Here is a 15,186-nt window from a genome sequence, read left to right on the forward strand (position 1 = left end):
TTTGCTGATCGAAGCGTAATGTGGGTGCCGAGGGCCGATTCCCCCTATCGGCCCGACGCGTAGATGGCGCACCGCGCCAGGCCTACGCCACATCGAGCCGCTGATACATCCCTTCCCCCGGGACGTATCAGCGGCTCGTCCATGGCCACTAGTTGTGTGCGATAGCCGACCGATTGCCGCAGGTGGATCATTTAGATACATGGGAACCTATAGAACTAGCGAGGGAGAGTCCGGCATGAATTCGTCCGTTCCGCTCGGCAGAAGCCCGCCTGCACCGCCCCAGTCCAGCCGGAAGCCAATTTCGCGCTTCGCTCAAATCCATGAGCGCGGCAGATCGCACGCAGTGCAAGGAGATTCGGAATCACTCCGAAATTGAAGATGTCCCCCCGCCTGAGAACAGGGGGACATCCGACGAGCACCCCAGTCGGCAGCAAATCGCCTGGGGGCTGACGCAGACTGGGACCTACCCGGCGGCATGGCAGAAGCCAACGAACCCCCCGACCACGCCCTACGCCGCGAACTGCGCGAAGAACTCGGACTCCACCTGGACACCCACCTGTCCTTGCTCTGCATCGACTGGGTCTCGCCACACAACGTCTGGGACGACTCACTGATGTTTGTTTTCGACATCGGCCAACCCTCCATCGAACAAATCCAGCAACTACACCTCAACGACGACGAACTCGACGCATTCGAATTCGTCACCACCGAACACGCTGAACAGCGCCTGCGACCCTACGTGTACTCACGCGTCACAGCAGCACTCCACGCACGCGAAACCAACCACGTCGCATACCTTCACGATGGCAAGCCAACCTGGTAGGCCATGACGGGTCAGCGTTTACACCTACCACACCATCACCTTGTTGCGTAGGGCCCAGGCCGGGGCGCTGCTGCACGGTCTGCTGATTCAGCTGCCCGGCCACCTGCGCCGCGCGGCGGGGCCGGGGATGACCGGGATGCCGATCACCGCCGCGCTCGGCCTGACCGCGCGACCGGCACGGCGGCGCCCCACCTCCGGGGCGGCCGCGCCCGAACCTAGCGGTCCCGACGGTCATCGCTGAAGTGCACGGCGATCTCGGCGCGGTCGACCTCGCGCCGGTTGTGGCTGTGTTCGGCGTGTTCGCGGGTCTTGCGGGTGAACCATTGCTGCTCGTCGGTGTTGGGCAGGTCCAGGGCCGATCCGATCGCCGACCAGCTGTCCCCGCCCGCGCGGGCGTCGCTGATCACCTGCCACCGGTTGCCGGTGAGCGCGGCGACCAGGCGCCTATTGGCCTCCAACGCCTGAGCCGGGGTGACGACCGGATGTTCGCGCAGGGCCGCGTCGGCGGCGTGGGCATCGTCGGGAAAGGTGCACCCGCTGGAGAAATCGCCCTCATCGATGGCGTCGAGGACATCGCGCGCAGTGCGTCGATGGTGGTAGGTGTTCCATACCGCGTGAAGTGCCCGTTCGTCGCCCTCGGCGAGCACGGCCGCGACATCGGTTCCGGTGGGAAGAAGGCCCTGGTCGGTGAGTGTGAATCGCTGGGGTGAGCCCATCGGCCAATCTTCGCCCAGCCCTGCGGATTCGGGGCCCCGATCGACCCGACTCGTTCACGGTGGCGGCCTATCGTTGGCCGATGGCGACCACGTTGATATGTCTCGATGATGTCCTGATGGCGCAAGTCGAGGCCGCGGCCGACGGTGACCTGTCCGGGTGGATCGCGAGAGCGTGCCGCTCGCGGCTGCTGAGCGAGCAGTGCCGCGCGGTCGCCGAATGGGAGCGCGAGCACCCGGTCGAGGCGGCGGCCGCGCGCGCCCAGCACACCCGTGAGCTGCTCGAGGTCGAAGCCGAACAGTACGCCCGATTCCTCGCCGAGCAGATCTGGCGAGATCGTGGTGGCCACGGAGACGAACAGGGCGCCGGTGACCGCGCCGACGCCGAGGTCCGCGCCCGCACCCTGTTGGCACAGGTGATCGGCAAGCAACCGGAATAGCCACTGCGGCAACCCAACCCGGCGATCTGGTTCCGGCGAAAGTTGTCGGTGGCTGGTGCGACCATGTGGATCTGGTCGTGTTCTCGGTTGGGCGAGAGCACATTTCACGTGGCAGGGGACGTTGATGGGCTACACCTATGTTTCGCAGTACGACACCGGCTCGCTGTTCAAGATCGGCAAGGCGACGACTCTGTCGCAGCGGCAGAGCTCGCTGCGCACCGGATCCTCGGGCAAGCTCGAGCTGTTCGACTACGTCGAGACAGACCACCCGCTCGAGGGCGAACGGTTCCTCAAACGCCTGTGGGTCGCGCGGCTGCGCCAGCACCGCAAGGAGGTCTACCGGCTGACCGAGGACGAGGTCCGCGCCGGAATGGACGAGCTGCGCCGCTACCTCGACGAGGTCTTGCCGGCCGAGCTGGCCCAGCAAGCCGAGCTGGCCGAGCTGGAAACCGTCGATAACGACGACACCGTGATCGAGGCGTCCGAAGACGTCGTGGCCGCGCATCGCCGCCTGGTCGCGATCGAAGCCGACCTGCGCCGGCTCAACGCCGAAGCCGAACCGTTGCGCCGGGCGATCATGCTCGCGATCGGCAAGAACCGTGGAATCGCCGGGATCGCGACCTTCGACAAGGCCGACTCGGTGCGCTGGTTCAACGCCGCCCGCGCCCAAGCCGAACACCCGGAGCTGTGGGAGCCGTTCCAGAAGACGACCTACGACAATGCCGCGTTCAAGAAGAAGTACGCCGACCTGGCTGATTCGTTCATGGAGCCACCGAAGAAGCGCACCTTCGTCCTGAACGAGGACCTCGGGTCCTGACCCGGTGACGGCCCGTCGCCGCATCGTGTCCGCGCGGCGGCGACGGGTTGCCTAATCTGATCGCAACATCGGCTGCTGCGGGGAGAACGCCATGGACGACACCACATTGGAGAATCAGTACCTTGAGGTGATCGAGGAGCTACGCCGGGTGCCGACGCCGTCGACGTGGCGGGCCGATCAGCTCAACAAGCACCTCACCCGGCTCGACCGCGAGTTGGAGAGCGGTGAGTGGAGCGACCGCTACTTCGAGGCGATGCTCGAGGTGCGTGAACGCGCGTGGATCGCGTTGCACAAGGCCACCCGCCGGGCGAAAGCCGCCGACCGGGTCGCGCAGATGGAAGCGGTGAGGGCCGGGTTTGCCCACCCTCCCGAAGCCGCGGTGACCGCGCCCCGTTCGACGACGAACTACCTGACCTCGCAGCCGCTGCGCGCCCGTCTCACCCGCGGTCGAGGACCCGATCGCGGGATCGCGCGATAGTCGGCGGCCTGCCGCGTGGCTGTCGATGCCGCGGCGGGCTCAGCTGTCGCCGGTAATGGTCCAGCCTGGCTGGTAGGCAGGGCGTTTGGCACGCAACATCTTGGGGTCGAACTCGTCCTTCCCCGTGCTCGAGTTGATGCAGCTGTGTGCGGATCTGCTCCTCGGCCAACCTCGCCCACGCCTGCTGATTCCTGGCCGGTGGATCCCGATCATCACTGAGCCGTAAGGTCCGGAGCGCGCTGACGCAGCGGCCCGGTCGTGGAGCGAACCGCGCTCGATCCGTTCTGCGCGGTTCGCTGGTGCGGATGTCAGGGTTCGGGGGCCAGGCCGTGGTCGTTGTGCGGTGCGGTCGTATTCGGTTCGGGGTCGGGGTACTCGGGCGATGCTTGAAGTTGCGCGGGGTCCTCGCTCTGGGGGTTCGGGCTGGTGGGGTTGTCGCGGCGGCGGCGTTCGCGGTGGAGGGTGTCGAGTCGGTCGCGGATGTCGTCGAGGTTGTCGTCGGTGTGGGTGGGGCGAGCGGTGGGTGTGGTGCGGGTGAGGGTGTCGTCCCAGGTGTCGGGTGCGCCGGCGAGCAGGGTGGCTTGCTGGTGGGTGCGGTGGGCGTGGCGGCGGGCCGCGGTGCGGGTCTGGAGGCGTTGCTGGTGGCGTCGTGTGGCGTCGTCGAGGGCGCGTTGCAGGAGTTCGCGGTCGGTGCGGTGGCGATCGGGGAATGGGTCTTGGTTCGGGTTCCCGTGCGTGCGGGGGTGTTCGAGGGTGGTGTCGAGGGCGCGTTGGTGGTGGGCGATTTCGGCGGCGGCGTCGAGGACGCGTTGCTCGGCGAGGTCGCGTCGGTGTTCGGCGGTGCGGGCGGCGCGGATTGCTTGGCGGGCGCGGTCGTCGTCGGTGGTGGGTGTGGGTGGGTTGGCGGGTGAGTACAGGTAGTCGTCGGTGCCGGCGAGGGCGAGGTGTTGTTCGAGTTCGGTGATGCGCTGGTGGAGTTCGTGGTCGGTGAGCCGGCGCAGCGGGTGATATCGGGGGTGGGTGTCGATCCAGGTGGTGATCGCGGCGCGCTGGTCGGGGGCGGCGATACGCCAGTCGCGGTGCAGTAGGCCGATGAGTTGTTCGGGTGGGTGCAGGGAGGCTAGGTGGGTGCAGCGGGCGGCGATGTGGTGTTTCGGGTCGTGGTCGGGGATGGCGGGCCGGTCGAGGTCGCGGCACTCGCCGCACAGTCCGTCGTCGCTGCGCCGAGGCGGCTGGGGGTGGGAGTCGATGCGGGGGCGGTCGAGGCCGCAGTCCACGCACGGCAGGTGGCGTGCGGGGGCGGTGGCGGTGCGGTCGGTGTCGGGGCCGGCGTCGGTGTCCGGGTAGCGCTGCTGGTCACTTTGTATGACGCCGGTTGTGCGTTGGGGTGCGCGGTAGTAGCGCTCCTCGTGCCAGGTGTCGGGTATCGGATAGTGGCCGGGCCGGTCGTCGATGTCGGCGCGGCGATCGAAGTATTGCTGGGTGTCTTGCTCGGCGCGGGTGTGGGCGGGGTCGCGTGGTGCGCGGCGGCGGTCGGGGGCGGTGCGGCGGGTGTGGGGTTGGACGGGTTGCGCGGGTTGTGCGGGTGGGGGCTGGTAGGTGTGGGGGTCGGTGTCGGGGATGCAGGCGGTGATGAGGTCGGCGTGGTCGGGGTGGAGATGGGCGGCGGCGTGGCGGAGGCGCGCGACGGCGGTCGTGTAGGGGTAGCGGTAGAGCGTTTCGGTGATGCGGTGCAGGATGTCGCGTTGCTCGTCGCTGAGGCGGGCGGTGGCGGCGGTGAAGTGGGTGCGGGCTTGTCGTAGGTGTCCGGCGTGGAGCAGGGCGGCGATCTCGGCGAGGGTGTGTTCGTGCGGGCTGCGTGTCGGGCCGGGTTCGGGGGTGGGTTCGGGTTCGGGCATGGGGGTTTCCTCGGGTGTGGTGTCGGCGTGGAGCAGGGCGTCGATGCGCCAGGTGAGGGCGGTGGCGAGTTGGTGGGGTCGCAGGGGCGGGGTGTCGTCGGTGGTGGCGGTGAGGATGAGTTCGTGGGCGGTGGTGAGTAGGTCGGTGGGTGTCCAGCCGTGCCGGATTCCGGTGTCGACGGCGGCGACCAGGCGAGGCCAGGCGGTGTCGGCGAGGACGTGGGCGGCGGTGTCGGCGCCGAGGATGGTGGCGAGTTGGGTGGTCCAGGCGGGGCGTAGCGGGCCGCTGGCGGCGTCGAGTCCGGCGGGTTCGAGGTCCAGCCGCGCCCACAGCGCGGCGGCGGGTAGTTCGTCGGGCAGCGGCCGGGTGCCCGCGGCGGTGGTGAGCATGGTCGTGATCGGCAGGCCGGAGCGGGCCGCGGTGTCGATGCGGTCGGCGATCACCGGCCAGGATGGATCGTCGGTGAGACGGGTGTCGATGGTGTCGGCGCAGGGCTGCCAGCGGTGGGCGGGCCGGTTCGGGTCGCCGATCGCGGCGTGCACGCGGGTATCGAGATGGGATTGGTGGCGGCGTTCACGGACCGGGTAGCGGCGCGGTCCGGTGGGAGTGAGGTCGGTGTCGGGCACATGCAGCGCGGCCCGCCACACGGCGAGGTCGGCGAGCAGGGCGCGGTCGGTGTCGAGGAACGGGCGCGCCCAGGCGGGTGCGGTCGTGCCCGTCCAGGTGTGTGCGGTGGCGGTGATCTCGTCGGCGAGTGCGGTGACGACGGCGCTGCGGGCGGCGATGTGGGCGAGGTCGGGGCTGGTGGTGAGGTCGATTCCGTGGGGCCAGACGCGCGCGAAGGGCAGCGGTCCGAGCGTTCCGGAGTGCTCGCCGGAGTGGTCCAGACGCCAGTCCAGCACCGCGGCGGGGTCATCGGCGGTGTCGAGTTCGCGCTCGGCGGCGGCCTCGTGCAGGGCGATGACGGGGTCGGTTCCGGTGAGTGAGAGCAGCGCCAGGTGCGCGCGCAGGACCGGCCAGGCGGGCGCGCGGGACAGACCGGCGCGCACGGCTTCGGCGGCGGAGTCGATCGCGGCCAGCGTCTGGGCGGGGACGGTGTTCTCCGCATAGATGGCGACGGTGTCGAGGTAGATGTCGAGTGCGTGGCCGAGTCGGGCGCGTGGTTCGAGTGCCTCACGCAGGGTGGTGTGGGCTGATTTCGCGTGCCGATCGCGGTCGAGGATGCCGGTCAGCACCTCCACGGCGGTGCGCGGCCACGCCGCGCCGAGACCGTATTCGTCGCCTTCAGCGCCAGCGAGCGCGGTGGCGAGGTAGAGGTGGTTGGCGTAGCGGCCCCGGGTCAGCGCGACGTAGAGCTGCTGGCGGGACTCGGCTCCGGTGAGGGCGACGTGCGCGGTGTCGGTGGTGATGCCCTGGGCGGAGTCGATGGTGGTCGCGTAGCCGAGGTGCACATGCGCGGCGACATAGTCGGCGGGAAGCACGACCTGATGGCCGGTGTCGCGGCCGTCGCGGCGGTGCGTGGCGGTGATACTGCCGTCCTCACCGACGGCGTTGACGGTCCACAGGTAGCCGTTGCGGACCCAGTCGTCGAGCCCGAACCGCAGCCGGGGGGCGTTCTCGCGGGTCCTGATCACGTCCCCGATCGAGGCGCGCAGTTCGTCGGCGAGTACGCATTCGGGTCCGGGTTCGGTGCCGTCGCGGGCGCGCCGGTCGTCGCGGGCGCGCCGGTTCAGCTCGGTGACGTCGCGGTGGGTGGCCGCGAGCATGACCGCGTCGCGCCCGGCGTCGATGTCGGCGCGCCAGGCGGTGTAGGCGTCATCGAGGCTCGAGCCGCGGTGCCCGCCGTGCACACGCTGCTCGTCGAGATACCAGCCCAGCGCGAGGGGATCACCGGCGCGGATGCTCAGACTGGCCGTGGCTTCGCGAGGGTCGGCGAAACGGACGACGTGGGTGAGGGTCAGCGGCGGCTCCGGTGAGGCGGCGGCCATGTCGGCGTAGGCGCCGCCGGCGTCGATGGCGGGTAGCTGCGCGGTGTCCCCGACACAGCGCACGGTCGCGCCGACGCGATCCAGGAACTGCAGCAGACGCAGACGTTTGCGGTCGGGCAGCAGGACGTGCTCGTCGACGATCACGAGCGTGCCGGTGCCGATGCGGTGGACCCAATCCGGTAGCGGCGGCGGGTGTTCGGTGAACTGTGCGGGGTTGTCCGGCCGTGCTACGTGCTGGCTCAGGACGTGCAGCAGCCGATCAACGGTTTCGGCGCGCGCACCGATCGACTCGCCCAGGATCGCGGCGGCGGTCGCGGTGGGCGCGAGCCCGAGCACGCTGCCGCCGCTGTCGTGCCAGGCGTCGGTGAGCACCCGCATCGCTGTGGTTTTGCCCGATCCGGCGGGTGCGTCGGCGGTGCGGATCCGCAGCTCGGAGGTCGCGAACGCTTCGATGAGCGCGATCTGCCCGGCCAGCAGCGGCCGGTCCGGGTGTGCGCGGGTGTAGCGGTCGATCGCCGCGGCGACGGTGCCGGGGGCCAAGGTGCGCCCGCCGCGCCGCGTCGCCAACGCCACCAGGCGAGCTTCGATGCCGAGCACTGTTGTGCTGGTGTAGATCTGGGTGCCGGCGCGAGTGTGCAGAAGCGTGTGGTCGCGGCGGCGGAACATGGCCGGCGTGGCCCGCAGCCCGGGCTCGACTGCCGCGTCCGGATCACCGAGTGCGATCACATCGTCGGCGCGCAGTGCGGCGTCCTCGACCGCGCGCGAGAGCCGGGGCCAGTCGCGGGGGGCGATCGCGCCGCGTAGCTGGCGTTGGGTTTCGGCGGTGATGTGGTGGGGCCGCCAGATCGCTCGTTTGGCCGACACCGCGGCCACCACCCGGGCGGCGGTGGCGGCGATCCAGTTCGCGCTGGGCGCCGGCCGGGCCGGGCGGACCGGGTCGAGCATCTCGGCGACCATGCCGGCCACCGCCGCTCGGCTGCCCAGTTCCTCGATCGCCTCGGCGCGCCACCGCTGGCGTTCCTCGGCGCGGGTGCGTTGCGGGGGCTTGGCCGGCCGGGTCGCCAGGATCGCGCGCTGGGTCAGCTCGTAGACCTCGCCCGCGGTCGGTTCACGCCCCATGGCCTGCTGAAACGCAGCGGCGGCCGCGTCGAGGTGCGCGGTGATCGCGGCGTCACGGCTCGACCAGCGCCGCATCAGTGCCGGCGCAACCCCGACGATGTCGCGTATCGGTGGATCGGTGCCGGGCCGATCGGCGAATTCGACACCGACTAAGTCTTCGCTGTGGTGCTCGAGGCGGGTGTTGTAGATCTCGCTGACCGCGACCACGACCTGGTAGAGAGCTGCCCCGTCGAGAGTGCGCCATGCCCCCGCCGAGGGACCGTCCCGCACCCGGACACGGTTGGCTATCGGCACGTGAGTGTGCAGGTCGGGGTCCCCCGCGCGACTCGCGCGATGCTCGAACGCCATTGCCACGACACCCTCGACGTCGACCTGGCGGACACCGTTGCGACCCAGGCGCGTATAGATTCCGCGGGTCTCGAGCCACTCGAGCGCGTCGCCCACCGCGCGCCGGTGGGCGAGCTCGAGTTTGTCGGCGACCGCTTTCGGGGCGACCGCCCACAGCACCGAAAAGGATTTCGTCGGCGAGAAACAGACGTCGAATCCGGCCACCGCGACCGCGGTGGGCCGCACCGCGTACGCCACCCACGCCGACAATTCCCGCTCATCCAACGGGCCACGCCGATACTGTTCGGTGAACATTTGTTGTGCGACTTCGGTCCGAATACGCGCCGCAGTATCGTCGGAAATGTCGGTGTCGGCGGCCGCGCCGTGCGCGATATTGTGCGCGGCGAACGCCTGCCCGCAGCGTTTCCGGTAGTCGGTGACGTCGGGATAGACCCGGAAACGACTCCCCAACTCGGCGGCGCGTTGCGCGTCCCGGCGCGCGTCCTTCGGCTTCGCGCCCGCGCCGATCTGCGCGTCGAAGTGATCCTCTTCCACCCGTTCGGCGTTGGGATGCACACCGATTCCGAGCAAATTCCGCATCTGGGCCTCGGTGACCTCCTCGCCCACCGCGATCCCCAGCGCGGCCAATCCCGACCCGAGCCAGCGTCCCGGCGACTCCCCCCGCGCCGAGTAGTAGTCCGCCAACGCAGAACGCCCCCGGCCGGGATCATCGTGGGCAGCGACCCTCCGCAGGTAATACAGATAACCAGTCCCCGCCACGATCTTGTGAATCGTCGCAGTCACCCCCCTATTCACCCCCGAAACTAGAAAAAAGAAAGGACTCGGAATGACGCTGAAAACACCAAAAAAGTAAAATCACCAGGCCGTTATCGGATTGTTACCCTGGATGCAAGAGGTATGTGGAGAAAAGTAGAGGTGGCGGAGGGGTGAGGAGGTCGGGGTGAGGGGTTGGATCGGGACGGTGGGTGGGAACGGAGGCGCGGGGTGATCGGATGAGGGTGATGAGTAGGCGGCGAGAGGGTGCGCTCGGGGGATGGAGGTGGACCGGGGGCAGCGCGAAGGCGCGCTGGCCGCTGGTGGCGGGTCGGTCCGCGGCGACGCGGCGCGATGACACCGCGCAGCGCGTTCGAGCCGGGTGAACGGAGGGTCGCGGCAGACGGCGGCAGGAGTGCGGCCAGTCGGCGCTCGGGCGAACTAGTTCAGCCGAGCACGGGAATGCGGGTCGGTCGGTGCGAGGTGCCGAAGCGAAGTCTGCCGTTCCGTCAACGACCTTAGCCGAGGACGACGTAGCGGTGGAGGTACCAGTTTCTTGGGTGCGCTCACGGTGGGATGCTCGACGACGCAGGGGTTGCCAGCGGCGTCGCGGAAGGTGATCGGCAGGACGCGGGTGGGGAGACGAGACGAGCACAGTCGACAAGTCCGGTCCCTGGATAGGCGACGGGCTCGGCGAACTCGACCACCGCACCGGCGAGGTCGGCGGCATCCTCGCGGTGTGCGCGATGGAATTCGGCGACCCATTTCCGGTCGGCGATGGCGTCGGCGCGCCATCGACGGGCGTCGGGATTGGTGGTCGGTGTCAGTGCGTCCAGGACACGGGCCGAGACACCGTGGGTGGCGCAGGGGCCTGCGTTCTCGTGCAGTGGCTTGTACACCATGATGGCCGCGCCCTCGTGGTCACGGTCGCGGTAGTAGAGCATGACGAAGGCGTCGACGGTGTGGCGGTCGGGGTCGGCGACCGCGGCGTAGATGACGCGATCGTTGGTTGCCGTCCTGGAGTGGTTGTAGGCGACGATCCGGCCGCCGACGACGTGGCTGAACTCGGTCAAGGCGATCTGCGGCAATGCGGCGCGTGGATCGATACGGACGCCGTCCTATCCCATTGGACCGCTCCTTGCTTGCGGTGGACTCGAGTGAGCGGATGCTCAAGGGCGAGGCCTGGTGCCGCGCACCCCGGGACGGCGCGTGGACGGGGTGCAGGCCCGGTGGTCAGGGGGTGTCGATGCGGTACCAGTCCCATGGACTACAGGCGTAGTAGCGGTCGTCGATGGCGGCGACATCTCCGACCGACAGTGAGCGGGTGAGGCGGCTGACGTCCAGGCCGAGTACGTCGTCGCTGCGGCCGGTGTGCTCGAGATTGCACGCGGCGAACACGGCTTCGAGAAGTGCTCGGCCGCGGAGGATCGGATGGCGGCGCAGCCGGGGGCAGACACGCAGCGTGCAGCACGTGTCGGTGGCGGACTGTCGCAGGGGTGGATCGGGCGTGCGCCGGTGGCGATCCGGTCCGCCGCGGGGCGATGACACCGCGGCGGACCGGAGAACTGTGGGACCGGTCCGAGTCAGGCCGGGACCGCAGCCGCGTACTTGGTGCGGCATTCGTCGCACAGATCGTCCTCATCGATGATCTCGTCGGGCATGTGGCAGGCCAAGCAGCGCCCGTTCCGCAGGGCCACCGGTTGAAGCGGGATCACCTGTGCGATCTCGGTCGAGGATTCGTCGAACTGGTCAAGGAACGCGGTGAGCAGCCCCCGCACGCGCAGGCTGCTGCTGCGCAGGCGTAGCGAGTTGAGCACCCCGCGCGCCGCGGCGGGGTAGTGCTGGGCGAGGAACCGGCAGTACGCACCGACCTCATCGGCCAGGGTGAATCCGGGCGCCAGCGGCGCGATCCCCGGTCGGTCGGTGTCACGGCATTGCGCGCACAGCCCGTCGTCGCTGAGCCGGGCGCCGTCGGGCCCGGTCTGGAAATGGTCGGCACACGCGCGCTCGGCGAAGCAGTACACGCACACCCACACCGGGGAGGTACTGATGGCGAAGGTGTCGTAGTCGATGTCGTTGCCGCCGTAGAGGATCTGGGGTCGGTCGTCGGTGCGGACCCGCAGACCGGTGCGCCGGTTGGCCACGGCGACGGCGTCGAAGTCCTCGCGGGTGCGCTGGCCACGGCGGTCACGCTCGAGCCGGATCTGGTCGGCGACCTGCTCGACGTAGACGCGATCCCACGGGCTCGCTTCGAACGCGGGCGCGGCGTCGACGAGGAACTGATTCCAGATGTAGTCGCGCACGACGTAGGGCTCGCGGACGGGGCGGCGCTTGGACCGGATCGCGTCGATGTGCTCTGGCTTGCGGCGGGCGCGCCGTGCCGCGATCTCGGTCGGGATCGAGGGCGTGACCCCGTACGTGCGGGGGGTGTCGTCGGTGGCGATCATGCGCCGGACGGGGTAGCTGGCCGCGACCAGCGGCACGGTGTACAGCCAGGGCCGCCACGTGTCGGGCTCCGCGGGCCGGTGCAGGCACGGATCGGTCCGGGAGACGTTGCGGTCGAGCCAGGCCCGCACCTCCGGGTCGGCGCTGCGCCACACCCCACGCAGGTAGGCCCTGGCAACCGGGTACGGCATCGAGGTGAACACCTTCAGCAGCTGGCCCCAGCGGGTGAGATCGGCTTCGGTGGCGTGCTCGGCGACAGCGTCGGCGAACACGCGCCGGGCTTCGTCGTGACGTCCGGCGTCGAGCAGATCCGACACCGTGGTGAAGGCGGTAGCGAGCTCAGACATGGGAATGTCCTCTCGTCGGAGGTTTCGGTGACCCAGCCACGCGCAGCATCAGCACGAGGGATGGGCGGCTGGTCGAGCGACCCGCCTGGAGGGCGTGGACCAGGCCGGTGAGCGACGCGGCGAAGGGAACGCGCCAGGGGGGCGGGAACCAATTCCGTGCGCAGAGCACCGCACGGGCGGCGGTGCAGCGAACGTCGCGCCCGCGGAATTGGTTGCCGACCGGCGCGGGCCCGCAGCCGCGGCGAGCGCCGACCTGGTAGCCCTTCAGGAAGGCGGGGCGCTCGACCAGACGGACAGCCCCACCACCACCCGAACCCGGGCTCGACGATCAGAACGGGGGCTGATCGAGCCCGTCTCCGGACACCCCGGCCCCGAATGCCGATGAGGCCCACGGATCGTCCCCGCCACCGGCGCGGGCGCCGACGAGGTCCGCTGCGGGACTCACGCGGGTCGAGGAACCGCTGCTGGTCTTGGACACTTTCGCGGTGGCGAATCGCAGCGAGGGACCGATCTCGTCGACCTCGAGCTCGACCACCGTGCGCTTCTCGCCCTCGCGGGTGTCGAAGGAGCGCTGCTTGAGCCGCCCCTGTACGATCACCCGCGAACCCCGCACCAGGCTGGCCACGGCATTGTCCGCGGCCTCGCGCCAGATGTTGCAGCGCAGGAACAAGACCTCGCCGTCCTTCCACTCGCCAGACATTCGATCGAAAAACCGCGGGGTCGAGGCGACGGTGAAGCTCGCTACCGCGACGCCTCCCGGGGTCACTCGCAGATCAGGATCGGCGGTCAAGTTTCCGATCACAGTGAGGGTGGTATCTCCAGCCACAAGGCTCTCCTTCGAATACGGAATGGGAATACGAACGTCGGATGACACGAACGGCGCGCGACGGAACGCGCGAGCGGTACAGCCGGGCCGTCATGGCCCGGCTCGACGATCAGCGCGCCGAACGCGGCAACAAACTGACCTGGCGTGCGGGCGTATCGCGCGCGGCGGCCGGTGCGCGGTGGTCGCCGATCACGGAAAGCTCAGAACGACGGCCATGGCGTCGATTGCGTGCGTCGCGGGCGGGCTCGTGGTGGGGGTGAGTCGGCGCGCCCACCGTCGAAGCCAGGCGGCGGCGGTGTCGGTGTCGGGTGCCCAACGCAGGGCGTATCCGATCGCGGCGGTCGGCAGGACCTCGGCGGCCACGGCGTTGAGTACCGCCAGCAGCGCAGGCTGGTCGCCCTCGCGGGCGGGATCACGGTGGATCAGACCGCTGTCGGCATCCTCCACCTGCGACAGTGTCGCAGCGTACGCGTGGGGTGGGCGCGCGGTGAGATCGAGCTCGTGCACATGGTCGGAGCGGGTGAGCACGACCGCGCGCCAGCGACCGGCCCACGCGAGACAGACGGTGCCGTCGATGGTGGCGGTGACGACCAGCAGCTCGATGTCGGGTGCGCGGGTCGGGTCACGCTGGATGATGAAGTCCCAGAAAGGGGTGCTGTCGCTGGCGTACGCGCCGAACATTCCGACCACGACGCGAGCGATCTCGACGAGGCGATCCGGTGACCGCAGGAAATCCACGGCCCCGCCGACGTCGACCACTACGTCGACCGCGGCGCGGGCGATGATCCGCGCCGAGGGTTCCGCGCGGACACCGGACGCGAGCGCGACGACGGTGTAGGGCTGACGCTGGAGGGTGTAGGTCTGCCAGTGCCACTGCACCACCGAGTACGGGCTCTCGACCGAATCCGGTTGGCCTGTCACATCGATGGTTCTGCGTCGGTGTGGTCGTGTATCAGATCGGTTCATCACGAAGTCCTGGAGGTCGATGAGGCGGCGCCGCGGGCAACACGGCCGTTGACTGGGTGCACGTGGGCTGGGGCACGGACGAGGATGGCCGCGTCGGCGAGCGGGTCGCGGTACGGCGGGTCCGTCGCGGGCCGGGATTTCGGGCTGGGTCAGGACGCGGACGCCAGGTGCTGGGTCGCCGCGGTGATCGCGCGTTCCACCAGACCGGGACCGACCGGAGCGGCGCCCGCCACGGTGGCCGAGGGCATGGTCAGGACCGGCTGGTTCAGGAACGCCGCCCAGTCCCGGACATTCGCGACGATGCCCCGGCCCGCGGAGCTGATCACGACCGCGTCGGACAGCGCGAGGAGCAGTCGATGCCCGCTGAGTTGCGACGCAGAATCCGCCAGCGTGCCCGGCGGCGCTTCACTGACCAGCACCGCGCGGCGACTCGCATACACCTCGACCGACCGTGAACCTGTATCGGCCGCCGTCAGGCCACCTCCACACACAGCGAGAACACCGGCACCGACGGCCTCCGGCGTGCTCGGCACGCTGGCCGCGTCGCCGCTGAGGGCCACATCGACACCGCGCGTGACGAATTCGCCAGCGAGTTCAGCCACGGGGGTTTCACCGAGGAGTGCCACTCGGCTCGGCCGCGACAACGCCCCGAGAGGCCCGGACACCCACAACGCCAGCGGCCGGTGCGCGCGGAGCCGGTTCATCCGCGCGCGAGGCCAGCGCGAGTCGGCGGGGGTCAGCAGGACCGCACCCGCCGCGGCGGCGCGGTCGAGATCGCACCGGGCGCACTCGGCAAGGCCGGCCGGGAATCCGTCGTGACCGCGCGCCAGCCGGGCCGCGGCCGCTGGCAGACCGTAGCGATCGATCAACCGATGCGTTGCGCTGCGGTTGATGTGCCCGGCCCGCGCCAGCACCGCCCACCCGAGCGGGGTCATGGGGGTTCGAGAAATCAACAGGTGCTCCTTCGCTACGGGTCGGATGCGACGCAGGACGAGCGACGCACGGCGCAGGGGACGCACGGCGCGGGAGGTGGTGGGAATCGGCTGCGGCCGCGACCCAGGAGCGCGGTGACCGCGCGGGCTTGGTCGGTCAGGACCAGCGGTCTTCGAGAGCGATGGCGTCCTCCGCCGCGTTCACTGGTGCAGCCCCAATGCGACCGCCGCCAGCGCGACCCTGCCGGTCTGTCCACCCGTCAATCCCGATCGCTGCCTGTGGGCCGGAAAT

Annotated in this window: 13 protein-coding genes; 5 read left to right on the forward strand and 8 right to left on the reverse strand. The window is 69.8% G+C overall.

The features are described from left to right. Positions 1–439 precede the first annotated feature (439 nt). Positions 440–823 (forward strand): NUDIX domain-containing protein, encoded by a 384-nt coding sequence (locus OHB21_RS22585; RefSeq protein ID WP_267470211.1) that lies wholly within the window; start codon positions 440–442, stop codon positions 821–823. Between the two features lie 43 nt (positions 824–866). Continuing rightward, positions 867–1,064, forward strand: a complete 198-nt coding sequence (locus tag OHB21_RS22590; protein WP_147265959.1) for a hypothetical protein — start codon at positions 867–869, stop codon at positions 1,062–1,064. Here OHB21_RS22590 and OHB21_RS22595 read toward each other — a convergent pair. After that, positions 1,039–1,539 carry a hypothetical protein gene (locus OHB21_RS22595; protein WP_067509354.1) on the reverse strand — a complete coding sequence of 167 codons (501 nt, stop codon included), beginning with the start codon at positions 1,537–1,539 and terminating at the stop codon, positions 1,039–1,041. The genes OHB21_RS22590 and OHB21_RS22595 overlap by 26 nt on opposite strands. A gap of 80 nt (positions 1,540–1,619) precedes the next feature. On the opposite strand from OHB21_RS22595, the gene OHB21_RS22600 reads away from it, so the two are divergent. The 3 genes from OHB21_RS22600 (at position 1,620) to OHB21_RS22610 (ending at position 3,271) form a co-directional block, all read left to right on the forward strand. Next, positions 1,620–1,976 (forward strand): hypothetical protein, encoded by a 357-nt coding sequence (locus tag OHB21_RS22600; protein ID WP_147265958.1) that lies wholly within the window; start codon positions 1,620–1,622, stop codon positions 1,974–1,976. 124 nt (positions 1,977–2,100) lie between these two features. Beyond that, positions 2,101–2,793: a GIY-YIG nuclease family protein gene (locus OHB21_RS22605; protein WP_113975328.1), complete on the forward strand. Its 693-nt coding sequence runs from the start codon at positions 2,101–2,103 to the stop codon at positions 2,791–2,793. Positions 2,794–2,884: 91 nt separating this feature from the next. Beyond that, positions 2,885–3,271, forward strand: a complete 387-nt coding sequence (locus OHB21_RS22610) for a hypothetical protein (RefSeq protein ID WP_067509362.1) — start codon at positions 2,885–2,887, stop codon at positions 3,269–3,271. Positions 3,272–3,579: 308 nt separating this feature from the next. Here OHB21_RS22610 and mobF read toward each other — a convergent pair whose 3' ends face one another. From mobF to OHB21_RS22645, 7 genes are all read right to left on the reverse strand, one after another. Further along, positions 3,580–9,408 (reverse strand): MobF family relaxase, encoded by a 5,829-nt coding sequence (mobF, locus tag OHB21_RS22615; protein ID WP_157115837.1) that lies wholly within the window; start codon positions 9,406–9,408, stop codon positions 3,580–3,582. A 536-nt stretch (positions 9,409–9,944) separates the two neighbouring features. Continuing rightward, the gene (locus tag OHB21_RS22620; RefSeq protein ID WP_147265957.1) at positions 9,945–10,451 is read right to left on the reverse strand and encodes a hypothetical protein; all 507 of its coding nucleotides are present in this window, start codon (positions 10,449–10,451) and stop codon (positions 9,945–9,947) included. Between the two features lie 160 nt (positions 10,452–10,611). Beyond that, positions 10,612–10,926: a hypothetical protein gene (locus tag OHB21_RS22625; protein ID WP_147265956.1), complete on the reverse strand. Its 315-nt coding sequence runs from the start codon at positions 10,924–10,926 to the stop codon at positions 10,612–10,614. A 35-nt stretch (positions 10,927–10,961) separates the two neighbouring features. Then, positions 10,962–12,170, reverse strand: a complete 1,209-nt coding sequence (locus OHB21_RS22630) for a hypothetical protein (protein WP_067509366.1) — start codon at positions 12,168–12,170, stop codon at positions 10,962–10,964. A 328-nt stretch (positions 12,171–12,498) separates the two neighbouring features. After that, complete coding sequence (locus OHB21_RS22635; protein WP_067509370.1) at positions 12,499–12,996, reverse strand: single-stranded DNA-binding protein; 498 nt, start codon at positions 12,994–12,996, stop codon at positions 12,499–12,501. Positions 12,997–13,185: 189 nt separating this feature from the next. Next, a complete protein-coding gene (locus tag OHB21_RS22640; RefSeq protein WP_067509371.1) occupies positions 13,186–13,917 on the reverse strand; it encodes a hypothetical protein in 732 nt (243 codons plus the stop codon). A gap of 194 nt (positions 13,918–14,111) precedes the next feature. Continuing rightward, positions 14,112–14,915, reverse strand: a complete 804-nt coding sequence (locus tag OHB21_RS22645; RefSeq protein ID WP_147265955.1) for an LOG family protein — start codon at positions 14,913–14,915, stop codon at positions 14,112–14,114. Positions 14,916–15,186 lie beyond the last annotated feature (271 nt).

The sequence above is a fragment of the Nocardia puris genome (assembly GCF_036051655.1).
GTDB lineage: Bacteria > Actinomycetota > Actinomycetes > Mycobacteriales > Mycobacteriaceae > Nocardia > Nocardia puris.